Annotated in this window: 21 protein-coding genes and 2 pseudogenes; 11 read left to right on the forward strand and 12 right to left on the reverse strand. The window is 65.5% G+C overall.

Annotation, left to right across the window (positions count from 1 at the left end):
• Positions 1-29: 29 nt before the first annotated feature.
• Both ASF79_RS17475 and ASF79_RS09150 read right to left on the reverse strand, forming a co-directional pair.
• Entirely contained in the window at positions 30-779 is a 750-nt protein-coding gene (locus tag ASF79_RS17475; protein ID WP_055780261.1) for a hypothetical protein, read from the reverse strand.
• Between the two features lie 28 nt (positions 780-807).
• Complete coding sequence (locus tag ASF79_RS09150; RefSeq protein WP_055853974.1) at positions 808-1317, reverse strand: cupin domain-containing protein; 510 nt, start codon at positions 1315-1317, stop codon at positions 808-810.
• 79 nt (positions 1318-1396) lie between these two features.
• On the opposite strand from ASF79_RS09150, the gene ASF79_RS09155 reads away from it, so the two are divergent.
• A complete protein-coding gene (locus ASF79_RS09155) occupies positions 1397-1816 on the forward strand; it encodes a hypothetical protein (protein ID WP_055853978.1) in 420 nt (139 codons plus the stop codon).
• A gap of 31 nt (positions 1817-1847) precedes the next feature.
• On the opposite strand, the gene ASF79_RS09160 is transcribed toward ASF79_RS09155, so the two are convergent.
• The 4 genes from ASF79_RS09160 to ychF form a co-directional block, all read right to left on the reverse strand.
• Positions 1848-3443, reverse strand: a complete 1596-nt coding sequence (locus ASF79_RS09160) for an ABC-F family ATP-binding cassette domain-containing protein (protein ID WP_055853981.1) — start codon at positions 3441-3443, stop codon at positions 1848-1850.
• Positions 3444-3545: 102 nt separating this feature from the next.
• Positions 3546-4115 (reverse strand): alpha/beta fold hydrolase, encoded by a 570-nt coding sequence (locus ASF79_RS09165; protein WP_055853983.1) that lies wholly within the window; start codon positions 4113-4115, stop codon positions 3546-3548.
• A gap of 287 nt (positions 4116-4402) precedes the next feature.
• Positions 4403-4762: a hypothetical protein gene (locus ASF79_RS09170; protein ID WP_055853986.1), complete on the reverse strand. Its 360-nt coding sequence runs from the start codon at positions 4760-4762 to the stop codon at positions 4403-4405.
• A gap of 79 nt (positions 4763-4841) precedes the next feature.
• On the reverse strand, positions 4842-5915 hold the full coding sequence (gene ychF / locus ASF79_RS09175; protein ID WP_055854693.1) for a redox-regulated ATPase YchF: 1074 nt from the start codon (positions 5913-5915) through the stop codon (positions 4842-4844).
• 74 nt (positions 5916-5989) lie between these two features.
• Here ychF and ASF79_RS09180 point away from each other — a divergent pair, with 74 nt between their 5' ends.
• Together ASF79_RS09180 and ASF79_RS09185 are read left to right on the forward strand one after the other, a co-directional pair.
• The gene (locus ASF79_RS09180) at positions 5990-6580 is read left to right on the forward strand and encodes an exonuclease domain-containing protein (RefSeq protein WP_055853990.1); all 591 of its coding nucleotides are present in this window, start codon (positions 5990-5992) and stop codon (positions 6578-6580) included.
• A gap of 276 nt (positions 6581-6856) precedes the next feature.
• Positions 6857-7765 (forward strand): annotated as a pseudogene (locus ASF79_RS09185) (DNA recombination protein RmuC); the annotation flags it as partial.
• Positions 7766-7822: 57 nt separating this feature from the next.
• On the opposite strand, the pseudogene ASF79_RS17860 reads toward ASF79_RS09185, so the two are convergent.
• Positions 7823-7879 (reverse strand): annotated as a pseudogene (locus ASF79_RS17860) (hypothetical protein); the annotation flags it as partial.
• Between the two features lie 44 nt (positions 7880-7923).
• The gene (glpX, locus tag ASF79_RS09190; protein ID WP_055780240.1) at positions 7924-8910 is read right to left on the reverse strand and encodes a class II fructose-bisphosphatase; all 987 of its coding nucleotides are present in this window, start codon (positions 8908-8910) and stop codon (positions 7924-7926) included.
• A gap of 163 nt (positions 8911-9073) precedes the next feature.
• On the opposite strand from glpX, the gene fbaA reads away from it, so the two are divergent.
• Both fbaA and ASF79_RS09200 read left to right on the forward strand, forming a co-directional pair.
• Entirely contained in the window at positions 9074-10102 is a 1029-nt protein-coding gene (gene fbaA / locus ASF79_RS09195; protein WP_055780236.1) for a class II fructose-bisphosphate aldolase, read from the forward strand.
• Between the two features lie 12 nt (positions 10103-10114).
• Positions 10115-10624 carry a DUF6264 family protein gene (locus ASF79_RS09200; protein ID WP_055853994.1) on the forward strand — a complete coding sequence of 170 codons (510 nt, stop codon included), beginning with the start codon at positions 10115-10117 and terminating at the stop codon, positions 10622-10624.
• Positions 10625-10649: 25 nt separating this feature from the next.
• Here ASF79_RS09200 and ASF79_RS09205 read toward each other — a convergent pair whose 3' ends face one another.
• Complete coding sequence (locus ASF79_RS09205) at positions 10650-11705, reverse strand: 4-hydroxy-3-methylbut-2-enyl diphosphate reductase (protein WP_055853997.1); 1056 nt, start codon at positions 11703-11705, stop codon at positions 10650-10652.
• Between the two features lie 93 nt (positions 11706-11798).
• Between ASF79_RS09205 and xseA the strand changes: the two genes are divergently transcribed.
• From xseA to ASF79_RS09230, 5 genes are all read left to right on the forward strand, one after another.
• The gene (gene xseA, locus ASF79_RS09210) at positions 11799-13061 is read left to right on the forward strand and encodes an exodeoxyribonuclease VII large subunit (protein ID WP_055853999.1); all 1263 of its coding nucleotides are present in this window, start codon (positions 11799-11801) and stop codon (positions 13059-13061) included.
• Between the two features lie 10 nt (positions 13062-13071).
• The gene (locus tag ASF79_RS09215) at positions 13072-13302 is read left to right on the forward strand and encodes an exodeoxyribonuclease VII small subunit (RefSeq protein ID WP_055780222.1); all 231 of its coding nucleotides are present in this window, start codon (positions 13072-13074) and stop codon (positions 13300-13302) included.
• A gap of 74 nt (positions 13303-13376) precedes the next feature.
• The gene (locus tag ASF79_RS09220; RefSeq protein WP_235500711.1) at positions 13377-13970 is read left to right on the forward strand and encodes a DUF4245 domain-containing protein; all 594 of its coding nucleotides are present in this window, start codon (positions 13377-13379) and stop codon (positions 13968-13970) included.
• Positions 13967-14602: a carbonic anhydrase gene (locus ASF79_RS09225; RefSeq protein ID WP_055780217.1), complete on the forward strand. Its 636-nt coding sequence runs from the start codon at positions 13967-13969 to the stop codon at positions 14600-14602. The genes ASF79_RS09220 and ASF79_RS09225 overlap by 4 nt, the downstream gene beginning before the upstream one ends.
• Before the next feature lie 94 nt (positions 14603-14696).
• Complete coding sequence (locus ASF79_RS09230) at positions 14697-16121, forward strand: class II fumarate hydratase (RefSeq protein ID WP_082466178.1); 1425 nt, start codon at positions 14697-14699, stop codon at positions 16119-16121.
• 46 nt (positions 16122-16167) lie between these two features.
• On the opposite strand, the gene ASF79_RS09235 is transcribed toward ASF79_RS09230, so the two are convergent.
• From ASF79_RS09235 to ASF79_RS09245, 3 genes are all read right to left on the reverse strand, one after another.
• A complete protein-coding gene (locus ASF79_RS09235; protein WP_055854005.1) occupies positions 16168-16770 on the reverse strand; it encodes a prepilin peptidase in 603 nt (200 codons plus the stop codon).
• An 86-nt stretch (positions 16771-16856) separates the two neighbouring features.
• A complete protein-coding gene (locus ASF79_RS09240; RefSeq protein ID WP_055854008.1) occupies positions 16857-18230 on the reverse strand; it encodes a PhoH family protein in 1374 nt (457 codons plus the stop codon).
• 239 nt (positions 18231-18469) lie between these two features.
• Positions 18470-19255 carry an isoprenyl transferase gene (locus tag ASF79_RS09245; protein WP_235500712.1) on the reverse strand — a complete coding sequence of 262 codons (786 nt, stop codon included), beginning with the start codon at positions 19253-19255 and terminating at the stop codon, positions 18470-18472.
• Between the two features lie 70 nt (positions 19256-19325).
• Between ASF79_RS09245 and trhA the strand changes: the two genes are divergently transcribed.
• Positions 19326-20030 (forward strand): PAQR family membrane homeostasis protein TrhA, encoded by a 705-nt coding sequence (gene trhA / locus ASF79_RS09250; RefSeq protein ID WP_055780205.1) that lies wholly within the window; start codon positions 19326-19328, stop codon positions 20028-20030.
• The last annotated feature ends 4 nt before the right edge of the window (positions 20031-20034 follow it).

Raw genomic sequence — 20034 nt, forward strand, 5'->3', positions numbered from 1 at the left:
CACGATAGCCGACGGCCCTGATCGGGGCCCTAGCCTGTGGCGACGATGGATTCGGCAGGAACGTCGTAAGGTCGGCGACGATCGCGAATAGTCACGACTCCGATCGCCGTGACCCACACCAGCCACGGGAACGTGGCGAAGAGCGCCGTTCCCGCTCCTCCGGCGGCGAAGAACGACGCGGGATCGGTTCCGCCGAACATGGTCGGGACGGCGAGGAGATTGAGTGCTGCCACCGTGTAGGCGAGCCAGCCGGTCCACCGAGGTAAGGCCTCGGAGCCGAGCGTCACGTATCCGCTCGCCGCCGCGACCAGAGCCGTCAACACGCATCCGATCGAGCCGAAGAGAACCGTGTGCCCCACGGTGAGCGCCCGCAGAACCGAGTAGTCGCCCGCCATGCCCGTGACATCGAGGGCCGTGCCAGCCTCCATGGCATCGCCGACGAGCGTCACGGCCACGAAGACGAGTCCCGCGCCGTAAGCCAGGTCGGCCACCCACTGCAGCGCGACCTCGGAGTGCGTGATGAGCTGCCGGAATCCCGCGAGGAACACGATGAGCGCGGCCATCAGCATGGTGTCGATGAGAATCGTGAGCAGGGTGCCGTTGCTCGTTCTCGTCATGAAGTCGACGAGAGCCAACTCGTCGTCGAGGCTGGGTCGCGCGCCGACGACGAACACCTGCACCGAGAACTCGGTCACCGTGAGCAGCGCCACCGCGACCGCGGCGATGCCCGTCCACAGCCTCACATCGGGCATCAGCTTTCGGTGCGGGTGCTGCGTCATCGTGATGTCTCCCCCTGGTCTTCTTTCGCTAAGCGTCGCAGTGCGAGAGGTCGGTCTCGGCAAGAGGCTTGCCCTCGGGAATGATGTAGGTCACCCAGAGCACCACGTTCTCGTCGCCTTCGTTCCGCCCTTCGTGGCGATAGCCCGCTCCTTCGATGATGCTGTCTCCCGTCTTGTAGACGTGCACGCCACTCGGATAGATGTCGGCATAGTGCGTCAGAGTTCCCTCCGAGACCACGGCGACCAGCTGCCCGTAGTGGCAGTGCACGCCCGTGGATGCGCCCGGCGCCAGGGTGATCTCGCGAAAGGTGACTCCGACGCCGTCGTCACCGGATACGGAGACCTCGACCGGCGCATCCTGCTCGCCCGCCGCGAGATCGACGGCCTCGACGGGCGCGTGCGACTCGGTAGGCGAGGCGGTCGGCGACGCGGAGGGCGCGTCGGCCGCGGTCGAGCACGCCGACAGCGCGAGGATCGCTGCGAGGAGAAGGACGGTTGTGCGCGCACGATCGAGCGTGCGAGGTCGGGACGCTTTCATGGTCAGCCTTTCGGACAGCTCTGTCGAGTCGCGCTTAGTGCTACACAGCGTAGTGAACGTGGCTCGCTAACATGAGCGGATGATCACCGTCACCACATCGGTACGAGCACTCCGAGCGTTCCAAGCCGTCTGGTTGATCGGCTTTGTCGTGGGAACGATCACCCACACGGCGGATCTGATCTTCGGCGGGGTGGATGCCTACAGCGGCTTCCCTCTCGGCGTCCGGCTGTTCTGGGTAACGCTGACGATCCTGGATCCGCTCACGGTTGCGCTGATCATCTTTCGCCGGCGCTCCGGCATCGTGCTCGGCATCGTCGTGATGATCGCCGACATCACGGTGAACTGGACCGTCTTCGCCGTGATCGGCGGACTCTCGGTCTTCGGGGTCCTCAGTCAGAGCCTGTTCGCGGTGCTCGTCATCGTTACGGCTCGCCCGCTGTGGATGTGGTTCGGGCGTTCGTCGCAGCGAGATCGCGTCAGGGTCGACGGAACGGCTTAGCGGCAAGAGAGGTGTGCGGCATCGCCGGGGCCTACGCCGCCGTGACGTCGATCTCCCCCGCACCCGCGCCGACAGCGCCAAAGACGAGCATCCTGTTCGCGATCTTGTCGGTGAAGAACCGGTCGTGGCTGACCACGACGACGGCGCCGGGAAAGTGCACGAGGGCGCGTTCCATCACCTGGGTGCTTGCGAGGTCGAGGTGGTTGGTGGGTTCGTCGAGCAGAAGAACGGATGCGCCGGACAGCAGACACTGGGCCATGGCGACGCGGGCGCGTTGTCCGCCCGAGAGTTCGCGGATGCGCTTCTTGAGGTCGGCCTCCGAGAACTGGAACATGGCGAGGAACCGGCCCACCGATTTGCGCGTCGCTGTGAGAGCGAGGCTGTCGGGCAGCGCGTTGACGGCGTGTGTGACCGTGTCGTCGAGATCGAGCTCGTCGAGCATCCGGTTGTACGAGACGACCTTCGCGCCCGACGCCCAATCGACGTGGCCGTGATCCTGCTTCTCGTCGCCCGTGAGCACGCGCAGCAGCGTGCTCTTGCCGCTGCCGTTGGCGCCGAGCACCACGATGCGATTGCCCCGTCGGATCTCGAATCCCAGACCTGTGAACAGCAGTTTGTCGCCGTAGGCCTTTTCGAGACCGTCAACGCGGCAGAGAACGTCTTTCACGTGCAGGCCGCCGTAGATCTCGGTGATGATCTGATCGACAGGGCGGGGAGCTCGCGACTTCTTGATTCCCGAGAGCTGCTTGTCGAGCTTCTTGCTCGACGCCTTGGCCGCCTCGCGTCGATCGGAGATGCCCTCGGCCTCGAAGGCCAGCAGTTCGTTCTCGTGCACGAACTGCGCCTCGAGCGTCTTCAGGCGGAACTGCTTCTGCACGATGTATTCACCGAAGTTGCCCGGGTACTCGTGCAGATGAAAGTTCTCGAGCTCGATGATGCGGGTCACGACGACGTCGAGGAACGCCCGATCGTGCGACACGATGATGGCGGCGCCCTTGAAGTCGCGGAACCACGACTCGAGCCACTCGACTCCGGCGACATCGAGGAAGTTGGTGGGCTCGTCGAGCAGCAGCACGTCGGGGTCTTCGAGCAGGATCTTCGCGAGAGCCGCGCGGTTGCGCCATCCACCCGACAGGGCGTCGATGGGGCACGTGCGATGCGCCTCGTCGAATCCGAGCGTCGTCAGGGCCTGGTCGATCTTGCGGGTGTAGTCCCAGCCATCGAGGCGGTCCATCTCGCCGAAGAGCTCGGACTGCCGCTCGATGAGCGTGTCGAGGGAGCCGCCGGCCGCGGCCTCGACCGCGATCGTCGCGTCGATCGACGCGAGTTCGTCTTCGACGGCGTGCACCTCGACGAACAGCGCATCCAGCACCTCGGTGATCGTCTGCTCGCCGTTCAGCTCGGAGAACTGCGAGAAGTAGCCGATCTTCACTCCGGCTTCGACGGTGACGGTTCCCTGGTCGGGCTGCACCTGGTCGAGCACGAGCTTCAACAGTGTGGTCTTGCCGGAGCCGTTGCGGCCGATGAGGCCGACGCGGTCTTTAGGCTCGAGGCGGAAGAAGGCCTCACGCAGGATCTGCGTGTTCTCGAACTTGACGCTCACGTCGTTCAGGCGGATCAGGCTCATTGGTGTTCCTTCGGTGCATCGTCGAACGCGGGTGTTGTCGCCGAACGCGGTGGTGCGGCCACCGCTCTCGGCGAGAACCGCCGCGTTCGGTGCAGAGAGAACTCAGTCCCAGTCGAGGTAGTCCTCGATGGCCCACGAGGTGGCGCCGACGTTCTCGGAGGGGAACAGGTGGCCGCCTCCGTCGACGGAGACCACGCTCACGCGATCGGGAGCCGCCGCCTGCAGCGCCTCGCCGTTCGCGGGCGGGGTGACGTCGTCTTCAGACCCCTGGATGACCAGGACAGGCAGGCCCTCGGCCAGCGTCAGGTCGCCGGCTTCTACTCCGAGCAGCAGCACGCCGTTGACACGGTCGTGGAAGTCCAGAGCAACGGCGCGAGCCACGGAACCGCCGAACCCGTGGCCGCCCAGCCATGCATCCTCGATGCCCGCGGCATCCATGATGTCGACCACGCCTCGTGCGAGATCGTGCGCCGAGGTGCCATCGGAGGCGGACGCACCGCCTGCAGCGACCCGCAGAACCCTGAAGTCTTCTTCGACGAGGATGTGGGCAAGCGTGCCGAGGTAGTCGATGGGAAGACCCTTCTCGGCGACCAGGACGACCGTGGGGCCGTTTCCCTCGACGGCGTACGAGATGGCGCGTGCCTCGGGGTCGAAGATCTGCGTTTCAGTCATGGTCTGGGCTCCCTTTCGTGCGACGGCGAAGCTCCCGCTCGCCTCCGACACCCTACTTGAGTCGGAAATGGAAAGTGGACGTCACGACAGGGCGACGCTCGCTTTCGCTACGAGCCGTGCGTGCCCCGCAGCGCATCGAGGAGGACCTGGGCATCGACATCGAGGTTGTCGGCAGCCACCATGCGCCTGCGCGGCTTGCGGTCGTCCTGCCGGGTGAACACCACTCGTGCCGCTCTCAGCAGACCAGACGCGGGCAGGATCTCGGCGCTCGTTCCCTCACGAGGCCACTACTCTGCTCGGATGCGAGGTGCCAGCGGCGACGGCCGTTCGATGGCAGGAAACAGCACGGCGACCGGAGTGATCGTCACGGCGACCTCGGGCAGGTGGAACTGTCGCCGAAGTTGCCGTACGCCCAGCGCCCCGATCGCGATGGGGACCACGAACATCGTAGAGAGAATGAAGGCCCCGCCGACGTCGTGCCCGTCGGTCGCCACGCCAACGACCGGCAGCAGCGTCACGAGTCCCCACAGCACTGCCAGGATCAGCATGACGATGCCCTGCTTGCGCATGAGCTTTCGCACTGTCTGCTCGACGGCTGCGCGCTTGGCGTCGTCGTAGCGCGCGACCAGAGTCGCCGTGGAGGTCATCGCTCGAACTCGACGGTCATGCGTGTCTTCCCCAGGATGCGTCGTCGGTCTACGTCGTTCCGCGGCAGAAACAGGCCACTTAGACGTTGAAGCGGAACTCCACCACGTCGCCGTCCTGCATCACGTAGTCCTTGCCCTCGATGCGCGCCTTGCCCTTGGAACGCGCCTCCGCGATCGAGCCGGTCTCCACCAGGTCTTCGAAGCCGATGATCTCGGCCTTGATGAAACCCTTCTCGAAGTCGGTGTGGATCACGCCGGCAGCCTGGGGGGCCTTGGCACCCTTCGGGATGGTCCAGGCGCGCGTCTCTTTCGGACCGGCGGTGAGGTACGTCTGCAGCCCGAGGGTGTCGAAGCCGATGCGGGCGAGCTGGTCGAGGCCGCTCTCCTCTTGGCCGGTCGACTCGAGCAGCTCGGCCGCGTCTGCGGGGTCGAGGTCGATGAGCTCCGACTCGAGCTTCGCGTCGAGGAAGATGGCGTGCGCCGGGGCGACGAGGGCTGCGAGCCCGTCGAGCTTGGCTTTGTCGTTCAACACTCCCTCGTCGATGTTGAACACGTAGATGAAGGGCTTTGCGGTCAGCAGGCCGAGCTCGCGGATGGGCTCGAGGTCGACCGTCGAGGCCGACAGCGGCTTGCCCGTGTCGAGCCACTCGCGCGCGGCCTTGACGGCGACGAGCGTCGAGGGGTCGGCCTTCTTGCCCTTGACCTCTTTCTCGAAGCGAACTTCCGCCTTCTCGAGAGTCTGAAGGTCGGCGAGGATCAGCTCGGTGTTGATCGTCTCGAGGTCGCTCGCCGCGTCGACCTTGCCGTCGACGTGCACCACGTCTTCGTCGGTGAATCCGCGCACGACCTGGGCGATCGCATCCGCTTCGCGAATGTTCGCGAGGAACTTGTTGCCGAGGCCCTCGCCCTCGCTCGCACCCTTCACGATGCCGGCGATGTCGACGAACGACACGGGGGCGGGCAGGATGCGCTCGCTTCCGAAGATCTCGGCGAGCGCGGCGAGCCGCGCGTCGGGAAGGTTGACCACACCGACGTTCGGCTCGATGGTCGCGAACGGGTAGTTCGCCGCGAGCACCTGATTCTTGGTCAGGGCGTTGAACAGGGTGGACTTGCCGACATTGGGCAGACCGACGATTGCAATAGTGAGAGCCACGAGCATCCATCGTACTTGCCCGGCGCGCGGCCTCCTTCGAAACGAGGGTCGGTGCAGCGTGAGAGCATCGATATGTGCCCCTGAATTTCACTGCCATCGACTTCGAGACCGCCAACTCCTATCGCGAGTCCGCGTGTTCGGTGGGCCTCGTCAAGGTGCGCGACGGCATCGTCGTCGACGAGACCTCGTGGTTCATCAAACCCGAGATCGGTTTCGACGAGTTCTTGCCCTGGAACACCAAGATCCACGGCATCTACAGCGAAGACGTACAAGACGCCCGTGGCTGGGAGGAGCAGCTCGACGAGCTCGTCGACTTCGTCGGAGACGATCACTTCGTGGCCCACAACGCGGCGTTCGACATGGCGGTCATCCGGGCGGCAAGCGCGGCGGCCCGCGTCGAGTGCCCCCCGAACGCCTACGCCTGCAGCCTGCAGATCGCGCGCAAGACCTACACGCTCGACTCGTATCGACTCCCCGTGGCGGCTATGGCGGCCGGCTTCGAAGACTTCAGACACCACGACGCGCTGGCGGATGCCGAGGCGTGCGCGGCGATCATCATCCATGCGGCAGAACGTCACGAGGTCAACTCGATCGAGACCCTCGCAGGGGCCGCCGGGGTGAAGATCTCGCAGCTGCGACCGCCGGTCGTCGCCCCCGTTCTCTGACCCGCGGCCGATCCTTCCGACGATGTCGGAGGCCGGTGCGAGACTTCCCGTATGGACCCCATTCTCGCTCTCGTGCTCGGTCTGCTCATCGGCGTGGCGCTCGGCGGCGCCATCGGCTGGATGCTCCGCGCGGGCCGCATTCCGCAGGTCGATCCGAGGCCCATGGCTGAGCTCCAGGCCCGCTCAGCAGCGGCAGAGGCGACCATCGCGGGTCTGCACGAACAGCTCGATCTGCAGGTCGGTCGCATCGGCGAGTTCCAGCAGCGAATTCGAGAGATGAGCGAAGCCGAGGCCGAGCGGGTCAGCTCCGACGGCCGAGTGCTCGTCGCACTCAGCCCCGTGGCCGAGAGCCTCCGTCTGGTTCAGCGCAAAGTCTCCGAACTCGAAGAGCAGCGCCAGAAACAGCACGGCGAACTCAGCGAGCAGCTGCGCAGTGCGACCGAGTCCGAAGAGAGGCTGCGCAGCACCGCGGAATCGCTCGCGTCGGCCCTGCGATCGAACAGCACACGCGGCGTGTGGGGAGAGACTCAGCTGCGCCGGGTCGTCGAGGCCGCCGGCCTGATCGAGCGCGTCGACTTCGATGTCCAGACGAGCATCGTCGGCTCCTCTGGCGCAGGTCGCCCCGACATGGTCGTGCATCTGCCCGGCGGCAAGAACATCGCTGTCGACGCGAAAGTCCCCTTCGACGCCTACCTCGAGGCCAGCATGATTCCAGCCACCGCAACGGGAGCCGACGGCGCGGAGAGAGACCGGCTTATGAAGCGCCACGTCAAGGCCGTGCGAGACCACATCACGACGTTGAGCAACAAGGGCTACTGGACTGGCCTCGACGCCTCCCCCGAACTCGTCATCGCCTTTATCCCGAGCGAGTCCCTCGTGTCGAGCGCCCTCGAGGCCGATCCGAGCATCATGGAATTCGCCTTCTCCCGCAAGGTCGCTCTGGCATCGCCCGTCACCCTGTGGTCGGTATTGAAGACGGTGGCCTACAGCTGGCAGCAAGACGTGCTGACCCACGACGCGAAGGTGCTCTTCGACCTGAGTCGCGAGCTGTATACGCGACTCGCCACCACCGCCACCCACGCCGAGAAGCTCGGTCGATCGATCGAACGCAGTGTGCGCGACTACAACTCATTCGTCGGCTCACTCGAGCGACAGGTCTTCCCGACCGCGCGAAAGCTCAACGCGCTCGACGAGTCCACGGTCCTCGGCGTACTCCCCACGATCGAGGAGCAGCGCCGAGAGCTATCGAGTTTCGAGCTCGTCGCCGAACTCGAGAAGAGCGATCCCGCAGCCTAGAACGGTCGAGGGCTCAGGAACCGCGAGGGCTCAAAACCGTCGAGGACTCAAAACCACTTGTCGGCGATGTGGTCGGCCACGATCCGGCGGATCGTTCCCGAGCGACTGCGCAGAACCAGGCTCTCCGTGCGAATCACGGGGCCCTTCTTGCGCACACCGGCGACCAAGCCGCCATCCGTCACGCCCGTCGCCACGAACATGGTGTTGTTGCCTTTCACCAGGTCGTCGGCCTCGTAGACGCGGTCGATGTCGAGTCCGGCATCGATTGCACGCTGGCGCTCGTCGTCGGTCTTGGGCAGCAGACGCCCCTGAATGAGTCCGCCCAGCGCCTTGATCGCACAGGCCGTGACGATCCCCTCCGGGCTGCCGCCGACTCCGACGCACATGTCTGTCCTCGTCTCGTAGCGGGCGGCGTTGATGCCGCCGGCCACGTCACCGTCGAGCAACAGGCGGGTTCCGGCACCGGCGGCGCGGATCTCCTCGATCAGGCCGACGTGTCGGGGGCGGTCGAGCACGGCGACCTTGATGTCGGAGACGTCTTTGCCCTTCGCCTTGGCGAGCGCCCGGATGTTGTCGCCGATGGGCCGGTCGATGTCGATCACTCCGATGCCTTCTGGGCCGGTGACGATCTTGTCCATGTAGAAGACGCTGGAGGCGTCGAGCATGGTGCCTCGGTCAGACACGGCGATGACCGAGAGCGCATTCTGCCGGCCCGCGGCCGTGAGGCTCGTTCCATCGATGGGATCGACGGCGATGTCGCAGGCGGGCCCCCGCCCATTCCCCACGTGCTCGCCGTTGAAGAGCATCGGCGCCTCGTCCTTCTCGCCCTCGCCGATCACGACGACACCGTCGAAATTGACCGTGGTGAGGAAGGCGCGCATGGCGTCGACGGCGGCTCCGTCGGCAGCGAGCTTGTCGCCTCGGCCGATGAACGGATACGCGCGGATCGAGGCGGCCTCGGTGGCGCGCACGAGTTCCATGGCGAGGTTGCGGTCGGGGTGAAGGTAGAGGGCGTCGTTTTCGGTATTCGTCATTGCAGACCTCGCAGAATTCGTTGCCATGTGACGGCTCCTGTCGCGCGTCATCGACTGGCTCCTCCAGCGTACCGGTGGGCCTCTCGCGCTAGCTGTGCACGTTCTCCCACGTCGAAAGATGAGCCTCCCCTAGGATGAAGTCGCGTAGACACAAGGAGAAACCATGCCCATCGCAACGCCTGACCAGTACGCCCAGATGCTCGACACCGCGAAGGCGAAGGGATTCGCCTATCCCGCGTTCAACGTGTCGTCGTCACAGACCCTCAACGCCGTTCTTCAGGGGCTCACCGAGGCCGAGTCCGACGGAATCATCCAGGTGACCACGGGTGGTGCAGACTACTTCGCCGGCCACACCCGCAGCGGAGCCCGCGCCACGGGAGCCCTCGCGTTCGCCGCGTTCGCGCACGAAGTCGCCAAGAACTACCCGGTGACCGTCGCGCTGCACACCGACCACTGCCCGAAGAACGCTCTCGACAGCTTCGTTCTCCCCCTCATCGCGGCGTCCGAGGCCGAGGTCAAGGCCGGTCGCAACCCGATCTTCCAGTCCCACATGTGGGACGGCTCGGCGGTTCCCCTCGCAGAGAACCTCGAGATCGCCCAGGACATCATCGCGCGCACCCGCGCCATCAACGCCATCCTCGAGGTCGAGATCGGTGTCGTCGGCGGCGAAGAAGACGGTGTCAGCCACGACATCAACGAGCACCTCTACACCACCGTCGATGACGCGATCGCGACTGTCGAGGCGCTCGGACTCGGAGACAAGGGCCGCTACATGGCGGCTCTGACCTTCGGCAACGTGCACGGCGTCTACAAGCCAGGAAACGTCAAGCTGCGCCCCGAGCTCCTCAAAGAGATCCAAGACGGCGTGCAGGCGAAGTACGGAACCGGCCCTCTGCCGTTCGACCTCGTCTTCCACGGCGGATCAGGCTCGACCGATGCCGAGATCTCCGAGGCCGTCTCGAACGGCGTCATCAAGATGAACATCGATACGGATACGCAGTACGCCTTCAGCCGTTCGGTCGCAGACACCGTTCTGAAGAACTACGACGGCTTCCTCAAGGTCGACGGCGAGGTCGGCAACAAGAAGGTCTACGACCCTCGTTCCTGGGGAAAGCTCGCCGAGACGGCAATGGCCGCTCGCGTCATCGAGTCGACCCACCAGCTTGGCTCCGCCGGCAACTCGGGCAAGTAGGCTCAGGCGACAATGGCAGACGACCGGCCCACTCCTCGCTACGGCGAACTCGCACCCGAGGGGTGGGTCTGGTCGCCGCCCGCCGACCCGCACGCCACCGAGACCGCAGACACGGCTCCGGATGGAGCTGACGCCGACGAAGTAGTCTCACCGGCTCCGTACCGCGTCCTCGACGCGTCGATCTCCGTGTTCCTTCTCGTGACCGCGGTGATGATGAGCTCATCGAGCGTGCCGTCGCTCTTCGATCTGCGCAGCACACTCGACATGTTCTACGCCGACCGGGGCCTCGGCGAATACGGAGGCGGCTCTGCTGTCGACATCGCGGGCGCGATAGCCGCGATCGCGCAGCTGGTGCTCCTCGCCACGACGATCTGGCTCACCGTTCGCCTCATCGGTCAGCGCAGAAGATCGTGGCCCGTTCCGCTGCTGATGGGTGCTCTCGCGCTCATCGTGACGTTCGGATGCGTCGCTCTTGCTCTCGTCGCGGATCCCGGGCTGCTCTCGAGCCTCAGCTCTACCTGAGCGCGTCCGACTACTGCGCGTCCGGCTACTGAGAGTCTGACGGCTCCGCGCCCGAACGGCGACCGCCGAGTGCACGGGCGTCGTTCTTGCCGGTCATGTCTTTGCGCAGCTCTTTCGGCAGCGAGAAGATCAGGTCTTCCTCGGCCGTGATCACGGTCTCGATGTCGCCGTATCCGGCACCGGCGAGCTCGTCGAGCAGATCCTGCACGAGAACCTCGGGCACGGATGCTCCGCTGGTGACGCCGACGGTATTGACACCGTCGAGCCACTCCTGCTTGACCTCGTGGGCATAGTCGACCCGGTAGGCGGCCTTCGCGCCGTACTCGAGGGCGACCTCGACGAGGCGCACGGAGTTGGACGAGTTGGCGGAGCCGACCACGATGACCAGGTCGGCGTTCTTGGCCACCTTCTTGATGGCCACCTGTCGGTTCTGGGTGGCGTAGCAGATGTCATCGCTCGGCGGATCCTGCAGATTGGGGAACCGCGCGCGGAGCCGGTTCACCGTCTCCATGGTCTCGTCGACCGAGAGGGTGGTCTGCGACAGCCAGACGACCTTGTCGGGATCGCGAACGACCACGGTGTCGGCTTCGTCAGGGCTGCCGACCAGAGTCGTGTGCTCCGGAGCCTCCCCCGCTGTGCCCTCGACCTCTTCGTGTCCTTCGTGTCCGATCAGCAAAATCTCGAAGTCGTCGCGCGCGAACCGCACGGCCTCGCGGTGCACTTTGGTGACGAGCGGACACGTCGCGTCTATGGCCTGAAGGCCGCGATCGGCGGCACCCTGCACGACGGCGGGCGACACTCCGTGGGCGCTGAAGACCACGTGGGCTCCGGGCGGAACCTCGTCGACTTCCTCGACGAAGATCGCTCCGCGCTTCTCGAGGGTCTGAACGACGTGAATGTTGTGCACGATCTGCTTGCGCACGTACACAGGGGCACCGTAATGCTCGAGTGCTTTTTCGACGGCGACGACGGCGCGGTCTACTCCTGCACAGTAGCCTCGGGGTGCTGCGAGCAACACCTTCTTCTCCCCGGTGACGGGGGTATCCTTTAGCCTGTTTCTTACGCCGGGAATCCTCGGCATCGGCAGACTTATAGTGGCTTGGCTCACTCCTCCATGGTAACCGTGAAATCTCGGTGGTCGGCCGTCGCAGAACCACGCGCAGGGAGCACCCGCATGACAGACGCCCCACAGGCCGACGCCCCGGCGACTCTCGAGAACCCGTGGCCGGTCGCCCTGCTCTCGAGCAAGATCAAGGGATACATCGAGAGACTCGGCACCGCATGGGTCGAAGGCCAGATCACCCAGTGGGGCGTTTCGGGCTCCAACGTCTACGGAAAACTGCGCGATGTGACCGACGACGTCACCATCGGATTCACCATCTGGTCGAGCGTGCGCAGCCGGATTCCCGACGATCTCAAGCAGGGCGACCGTGTCGTCGCTCTCGTGAAGCCGAACTACTGGCTCAAGGGCGGCACGCTCACGATGCAGGTCTTCGAGATGCGGCACGTGGGGCTCGGCGACCTGCTGGAGCGCCTCGAACGGCTGAGGCGACAACTCGCATCCGAAGGGCTCTTCGATGCGTCGAGAAAGAAGCGTCTTCCGTTCTTGCCGCACTGCGTCGGGCTGATCACCGGTAAAGACAGCGACGCCGAGAAAGACGTGCTCCGCAATGCGCAATTGCGCTGGCCGTCGGTGGAGTTCCGGGTCGTGCACGCCGCCGTGCAGGGCGAGCGCACGCCGCGCGAGGTCACCGCGGCGATCCAGCAGCTCGATGCCGACCCCGAGGTCGATGTCATCATCATCGCCCGAGGCGGCGGAGACTTTCAGAATCTCCTCGGGTTCAGCGATGAGGGCGTCGTGCGTGCCGCCGCCGCGGCCACGACGCCGATCGTCAGCGCGATCGGTCACGAGGCCGACCGCCCTCTGCTCGACGATGTGGCCGATCTTCGCGCGTCGACCCCCACAGACGCCGCCAAACGAGTCGTGCCCGATGTAGCCGAAGAACTCTCCCGGGTTCTCCAGGCCAGAGCCCGACTGGGCGTGCGCGTCAACCACGTCATCAAGAACGAGATCGATCGACTGGGGCAGTTGCGAAGTCGGCCGGTGCTCGCGACTTCGAGCTGGCTCGTCGATGTCCGCAGTGAAGAACTCACCCGGTACGTCGCCCGCGGCAGCGAACTGGTGTCACGGGTCGTCGAGCGAGCCGACGACAGCACCCGTCAACTCGTCTCCCACTTGCGCGCACTGTCTCCGCAGCGCACCCTCGATCGCGGTTACGCGATCGTCCAGCGCGACGACTCCTCGATCGTCCGAGGTCGAGACGAGGCCCCCAGCGGCGCGAACCTCGTGATCACCGTGTCCGACGGGTCGATCGGCGCCACCTCTACCGGTGCTCGCAGCGTCTCCGCAGCCGCCACCCCCTCTCCCGCAGAATAAGATTGGAACCATGCCCTCCACAGCGACAACACCGTCGACAGCAGACATCGACGCTCTCAGCTACGAGCAGGCTCGCGACGAACTCGTGCGCGTCGTCACCGAGCTCGAACAGGGTTCATCGACACTCGAGCAGTCGCTCGCGCTCTGGGAGCGGGGCGAGGCGCTCGCCCGTCGCTGTGAGCAGTGGCTGATCGGCGCCAAGGCGCGCCTCGACGCCGCCCGCCAGTCGGTCGCCGAGTAGAGGTGGCGCGCCGCGAACCGAAACCCCGCCCCGTTGTGGCGGAACTCGGAAGACCCGAGACTCCCGAAGAAGAGGTGGCCCGCAAGGCCCAGAACTCCAAGAACTACCGCGACAGCAAGACGATCCGCAATCTCTGGGTCGCGGTCGGTGTCACGGTCGCCATCGTCGCACTCATGGTGTTCATCGTTCCGAGAGACGACTCCTCGCGACTCCAGTCGATCGACTACCGCTCGGTCGCCGTCAGCGCGCAGCGCACGCTTCCTGTTCCCCTCGCCGTTCCCGAGTTGCCCGACACCTGGTCGTCGAACGTGGCCGAGATCCGCACTGCGAGTCTCGATGGCGTGACCTCGTGGTTCATCGGCCTCATCACCCCGTCGAAGCAGTTCCTCTCGATCACCCAGGGGGTCGACGCGAACCCGAGCTGGCTGGTCAACGAGATGCAGCAGACCATCCCCACAGGCACCGTCAATATCGATGGAATCGACTGGATCGTCTACGACAACCGAGACTCCGATCGCGATGTCGGCAACGTGGAATACGCGCTGACAACCGAGTCGGGTCGCAGCACGTTCATCGTGGCCGGAACGGCCACACCCGAAGAAGCAGCGGCACTGGCGTCCACCCTCACGGGCACCATCGAAGAACAGACGAACGAGGCGACATCATGAGCGATTCCCCCCTTACACCCGCCAAGATCTGGGGCGAGATGGTGCGCGGCAACGAGCGCTTCATCAACGGCACGCCGCGCCACCCACGCCAAGACGTCGAGCGTCGGCACCAGATCGCCGCGGGCCAGGCGCCCCGGGCCGCCCTGTTCGGCTGCAGCGACTCCCGACTCGCCGCCGAGATCATCTTCGACAAGGGTCTCGGTGACCTCTTCGTCGTGCGCAATGCCGGCCAGGTCATCTCCGATTCCGTGCTCGGCAGCCTCGAATATGCCGTCGGCGTGCTCGGGGTGCCCCTGATCGTCGTGCTGGGCCACGACGAGTGCGGTGCCGTCGCCGCAGCCATCGAATCGGTCGGTCCAGACGCGCCGCCCCTGCCGGTGCACATCCGCGGCATCATCGAGAAGATCACTCCGGCAGTGCACGCAGCCGAACACCAGGGAACAGACTCGGCCGACGCCGTCGACCCCTACGAGGTCGGTCGGCTGCATCTGCGCGACACCGTGCGCGAGCTGCTCGAGAGCTCCGAGTTGATCAGCGAGGCCGTGGCCGAGGGCCGCCTCGCAATCGTCGGCGCAAACTACCGACTGGCGGAGGGCCGCGCGGTAGCGGACCTCGTGATCGGCACGGTCTAACGCCAAGCCCTCCCCCGGGCGATCTTCACGACCACGACTTTTCAGACCCACACACAGCGCCCACGAGGCGAAACACAGGAAGGCAGGCCACACAGTGGTGGACACAGCAACCGGAACGACAGGAACAGAGCAGTTCCGAATCGAGCACGACACGATGGGCGAGGTGCGGGTGCCCATCGACGCCAAGTACGGCGCTCAGACGCAGCGCGCCGTCGAGAACTTCCCCGTCTCGGGCGCGGGTCTCGAATCCGCCCAGATCTCGGCACTGGCTCGCATCAAGAAAGCCGCGGCTCTCGCGAACGCGCAGCTCGGTGTTCTCGACAACGCCATCGCGGACGCCATCGCGTCGGCGGCCGATGAGGTGATCTCCGGCGACCTCGACGGCGAGTTCCCGATCGACGTCTACCAGACGGGCAGCGGCACCTCGTCGAACATGAATATGAACGAGGTGCTCAGCACTCTCGCGACGGCCCGGCTCGGCAGCCCGGTTCACCCCAATGACCACGTCAACGCCTCGCAGTCGTCGAACGACGTGTTCCCCACCTCCGTACATGTCGCCGTCACAGGCGCGCTCATCTCTCAGCTGCTGCCTGCTCTTGACCACCTCGCCGTCGCTCTCGAGGCCAAGGCCGAGCTCTGGAAGACGGCGGTGAAGGCCGGGCGCACGCACCTCATGGACGCCACGCCGGTGACTCTGGGCCAGGAGTTCGGTGGTTACGCCATGCAGATCAGACTCGGCATCGAGCGAGTGCAGTCCGCGCTCCCCCGCGTCGCCGAGGTGCCGCTGGGCGGCACCGCGGTCGGCACCGGCATCAACACCCCCGCCGGATTCCCGCAACTGGTCATCCGGCTGCTCGCAGAAGAGACCGGGCTGCCCATCACCGAGGCGCGCGACCACTTCGAGGCCCAGGGCGCCCGTGATTCGCTGGTGGAGGCATCCGGAGCTCTGCGGGTGCTCGCGGTGAGCCTCACGAAGATCTGCAACGACCTCCGCTGGATGGGATCAGGCCCCAACGCGGGCCTGGGTGAACTGCACATCCCCGATCTGCAGCCGGGATCGTCGATCATGCCCGGCAAGGTCAATCCGGTCATCCCCGAGGCCGTGCTCATGGTCTGCTCCCGGGTCATCGGAAACGACGCGAGCATCGCCTGGTCCGGGGCATCCGGTGCATTCGAGCTCAACGTCGCCATCCCGGTCATGGGCACCGCCCTGCTCGAGTCGATCCGGCTTCTCTCGAACTCGTCCGTGCTCCTCGCCGACAAGACGATTTCGGGTCTCGAGGCCAATCTCGATCGGGCACGCGCCCTCGCCGAGTCGTCGCCCTCGATCGTCACGCCACTCAACCGCATCATCGGCTACGAGGCGGCAGCCAAGATCGCCAAGCACTCCGTGGCCAACAAGGTGACGGTGCGCGAGGCTGTCATCGAACTCGGATTCGTGGAGCGGGGCGAGGTCACACTCGAGCAGCTCGACACGGCGCTCGATGTGCTCTCGATGACGGCGCCGCCCTCCGCCTGACCCGAGGCGACACCACCTGACTCGACGCGAGGCCGTTCGAGCCGCATTACAGTGCGGCTCGGGCGGCCTCGTTCCAGTAAAGCGCGACCAGGACGACCACCGTCCAGAACCCCGACAGCAGCAAAGGGCCGAAGGCGATGCGGCTGCCGCGCCGCCCCCGAGCGCGCAGCAGGAGCGCAGCCGCGTACACTCCACCGAGCAGGAACGCGAGCATCAGCGCAGCGACCGCGAGAACGGGTGAGACGAGCGACAGGCATCCGGTCATGACCACGCTCAGCTTGACGTCGCCCATTCCCAGGCCTCCGACGAGGTGGAGAACGAGCATGACCGCCGCGACGATCGATGTCGTCAGAAAGGCGAGAAACGGGAATTGGCCAGCCGAGGCGGTCTCCCAACAGCCGTCGACCACCACGGCCGCGAGACCGGGAACCACAAGCACATTCGGAAGCCGCCGCAGACGGACGTCGATGACGACCAGGCTGGGCGTCACGAGCGCGAGCCACGCCATGGAGACGATGCCCGGGGCCATTCCGAACGCAGCGAACGACATGCAGAGCAAGACGCCGGCGATGACGAGCTGAGACGGATGTGCACCTCGCGCCACATCGATCAGACCGATACGCTCTCGCGGGATGGGCTCCGAGGTCATGCGCCCCACGGTAACGAGGTGCGGGGCGTGCCGTCAGAAGTTATCCACAAGGGACTCCCTTACGCGCACGCCCCGCACACTGACGATCAGGCCAGTTCGTTCGACTCCAGCATCTCTGTCACGAGAGCGGCGATGGCCGAGCGCTCCGAGCGGGTCAGCGTCATGTGACCGAAGAGTGGGTGCCCCTTCAGCGTCTCGATGACGGAGGCGACGCCGTCGTGCCGGCCCACGCGCAGGTTGTCGCGCTGCGCCACATCGTGCGTCAGCACGACCCGCGAATTCTGTCCGATGCGGCTCAGTACAGTGAGCAGCACATTGCGCTCGAGTGACTGAGCCTCGTCGACGATCACGAACGCGTCATGCAACGAACGACCGCGGATGTGGGTGAGCGGCAGGACCTCGAGGATATTGCGCTCGATGACCTCGTCGATGACGTTCTGCGACACGATCGAGCCGAGGGTGTCGAAGACGGCCTGCGCCCACGGATTCATCTTCTCGGACGCGTCGCCAGGGAGGAACCCGAGCTCTTGCCCACCGACCGCGTAGAGCGGCCGGAAGACCATGATCTTGCGGTGCTGCTGCTTCTCCAGAACGGCCTCGAGTCCCGCGCAGAGCGCCAGAGCCGACTTTCCCGTTCCGGCTCGACCTCCCAACGAGATGATTCCGACCTCGGGGTCGAGCAGCATGTCGATGGCCACCCTCTGCTCGGCCGAGCGGCCGTGCAGCCCGAACACATCACGATCGCCTCGAACGAGTCGGAAGCTGCGCTTGCCCGTGACGCGGCCCAGCGCCGATCCTCGGTCGGAATGGATCACCAGCCCCGTGTTCACGGGAATCCCGTCGACGAGGTCGGTGTCCATCGACTCGGCGTCGTAGAGCGCCGACATCTGGTCGGAGCCGAGGGTGATATCCGCCAGCCCCGTCCAGCCGGAGTCGACCGCCAGCTCCGCGCGATACTCCTCCGCCGCGAGTCCGATGGATGCCGCCTTCACCCGCAATGGCAGATCCTTCGAGACGACGGTCACGTCGAGCCCGTCGTTCGCCAGGTTGAGGGCGACGGCGAGAATGCGCGAGTCGTTGTCGTTCAGCTGGAGCCCCGAAGGAAGGACCGACATGTTCGAGTGGTTGAGCTCCACGCGAAGGCTGCCGCCCTCCCCCACTGCGATCGGAAAGTCGAGCCGTTCGTGGAGCACACGCAGTTCATCGAGGTTGCGCAGCGCCTGGCGAGCGAAATATCCGATCTCGGGATCGATCCTCTTCGATTCGAGTTCCGTGATGACGATCACGGGAAGAACGACGGGATGCTCCGCGAAACGGAAGATCGCCTTCGGATCGGACAGCAGAACCGAGGTGTCCAGAACGTAGGTACGTTCCTTCTGGTTCACGACTGCCGGGGCAGAACCGGATGCCCGTGTGCGGGCCCCGGTGTCGGTTGACTGGTGGGAATTGCGATCGGCCACGACTACTCCAACCCCGAGCGCATGATGCACTCGGATCACTGTGGCGAGTCGGCCCCTAAGCCTTTCTCAAGTCTTTAGGTTTCTCCCGAGTCGTACTTATGTGGCCGACTCGACCAGGTGCCATACCTGATGAGAGTGACGCTACGTGCCGATGTGTTTCGCCGAGTGACGACACGCCCCGTGTCGGGTTACGTTCGTGTAAACGGCAAGCCAATCGCACATTGACGCGGATGGTCGGCTCAGCCCCCGAAGCGTCGGTGCCTGCGCGAGTAGTCGCGCAGGGCGCGCAGGAAGTCGACCTCGCGGATGTCCGGCCCGAGGGCCTCCATGAAGTAGAACTCGCTGTGCGCGCTCTGCCACAGCATGAAGTCGCTGAGGCGCTGCTCACCCGAGGTGCGGATGACCAGGTCGGGGTCGCGCTGACCACCCGTGTAAAGGTGCTCCGCGATGAGCTCCTGGTCGATGCTCTCGGCCAGGTCTTCGAGGGTGTGACCCTGCTCCTGGTGCGCGCGGATGATGCTGCGCACGGCATCCGCGATCTCGGTGCGGCCGCCATAGCCGACAGCCAGGTTGACGTGCAGCCCGGTGTGACCTGCCGTTCGTTCTTCGGCCTCGTCGAGTGCCGTGACGAGAGCCGAAGGCAGGCCGAGGTCGCTGCCGACGTGCTTGATCCGCCAGTCGCGGAAGTGGGAGAGCGCGCCCGCCAATTCGGCGATGATCTCGACGAGCTCGTCGAGCTCGTCTTTATTGCGGCTCGTCAAGTTGTCGGTCGACAGCAGGTAGAGCGTGACGACCTTGATGCCGACATCGTCGCACCAGACAAGGAACTCACGCATCTTCGCGGCCCCAGCCCGGTGGCCGTGTGCCGCGGTGCCGAGAAGTCTCTGCTTGGCCCAGCGGCGGTTTCCGTCGATGATCATCGCGACGTGATGCGGAAGCGCGTCGACGGCGAGCTCACGCCTCAGCCGCTTCTGGTAGAGGCCGTAGAGGAAGCCGCTTCCCCGTGGGTTCTCTTCGATGGACACACGCATACGCTACCCGTCTTCGCGGAGAAACTCACAGCGGCACGAACTCGGCGGCGCGTACCCTGGTGCCATGCCCGCGCGCGCCGACCTCCCCAATATCCCCCTGCTCGACGACGCGGTCGAACACCCCGTCGAGGTCAAGCCCACATGGCGAGGCTGGATCCACGCCGGCACCTTCCCCCTGGCGATCGTCGCGGGCATCGTGCTCATCGTCCTTGCCGACGGTGCGGCAGCGAAGGCCGCCAGCGCGGTCTTCATGGCCACGTCGCTGCTGCTCTTCGGCAACAGTGCGCTCTATCACCGCTTCAACTGGAAGCCGCGCATGAAGCGGCTGCTCAAGCGCATCGACCACGCCAACATCTTCCTGCTGATCGCCGGCACCTACACCCCGATCGCCGTGCTCGCCCTACCTCCCGAGAAGGGCATCCTGCTGCTGTGCCTCGTCTGGGCCGGAGCCCTGTTCGGCATCGGCTTCCGGGTGTTCTGGATCGACGCTCCACGCTGGCTCTACGTGATGCTCTACCTCGTGCTGAGTTGGGCCGCGGTCATGTACCTCGGCGATCTGCTCGCCACGAATGCCGCCATGATGCTGCTCGTGCTCATCGGCGGCCTCTGCTACACGGTCGGCGCCGTCGTCTACGCGCTGAAGCGACCCAATCCGTTCCCCGGGCACTTCGGGTTCCACGAGATCTTCCATGCGCTCACGCTCGTGGCGTTCCTCTGCCACTGGACGGCCATCCTGCTGATCGTCCTGAAGCCCTCCTACGGGGGCTGACCCG

Origin of the sequence: Agreia sp. Leaf335, from assembly GCF_001423605.1 — a bacterium.
Taxonomy (GTDB): Bacteria; Actinomycetota; Actinomycetes; order Actinomycetales; family Microbacteriaceae; genus Agreia.

Coding starts and splice junctions, on each gene's coding strand:
- ASF79_RS17475 (WP_055780261.1), bottom strand. CDS start 779: ATGACGCAGCACCCGCACCGAAAGCTGATGCCCGATGTGAGGCTGTGG.
- ASF79_RS09150 (WP_055853974.1), bottom strand. CDS start 1,317: ATGAAAGCGTCCCGACCTCGCACGCTCGATCGTGCGCGCACAACCGTC.
- ASF79_RS09155 (WP_055853978.1), top strand. CDS start 1,397: ATGATCACCGTCACCACATCGGTACGAGCACTCCGAGCGTTCCAAGCC.
- ASF79_RS09160 (WP_055853981.1), bottom strand. CDS start 3,443: ATGAGCCTGATCCGCCTGAACGACGTGAGCGTCAAGTTCGAGAACACG.
- ASF79_RS09165 (WP_055853983.1), bottom strand. CDS start 4,115: ATGACTGAAACGCAGATCTTCGACCCCGAGGCACGCGCCATCTCGTAC.
- ASF79_RS09170 (WP_055853986.1), bottom strand. CDS start 4,762: ATGACCTCCACGGCGACTCTGGTCGCGCGCTACGACGACGCCAAGCGC.
- glpX (WP_055780240.1), bottom strand. CDS start 8,910: ATGACGAATACCGAAAACGACGCCCTCTACCTTCACCCCGACCGCAAC.
- fbaA (WP_055780236.1), top strand. CDS start 9,074: ATGCCCATCGCAACGCCTGACCAGTACGCCCAGATGCTCGACACCGCG.
- ASF79_RS09200 (WP_055853994.1), top strand. CDS start 10,115: ATGGCAGACGACCGGCCCACTCCTCGCTACGGCGAACTCGCACCCGAG.
- ASF79_RS09205 (WP_055853997.1), bottom strand. CDS start 11,705: ATGCCGAGGATTCCCGGCGTAAGAAACAGGCTAAAGGATACCCCCGTC.
- xseA (WP_055853999.1), top strand. CDS start 11,799: ATGACAGACGCCCCACAGGCCGACGCCCCGGCGACTCTCGAGAACCCG.
- ASF79_RS09215 (WP_055780222.1), top strand. CDS start 13,072: ATGCCCTCCACAGCGACAACACCGTCGACAGCAGACATCGACGCTCTC.
- ASF79_RS09225 (WP_055780217.1), top strand. CDS start 13,967: ATGAGCGATTCCCCCCTTACACCCGCCAAGATCTGGGGCGAGATGGTG.
- ASF79_RS09235 (WP_055854005.1), bottom strand. CDS start 16,770: ATGACCTCGGAGCCCATCCCGCGAGAGCGTATCGGTCTGATCGATGTG.
- trhA (WP_055780205.1), top strand. CDS start 19,326: ATGCCCGCGCGCGCCGACCTCCCCAATATCCCCCTGCTCGACGACGCG.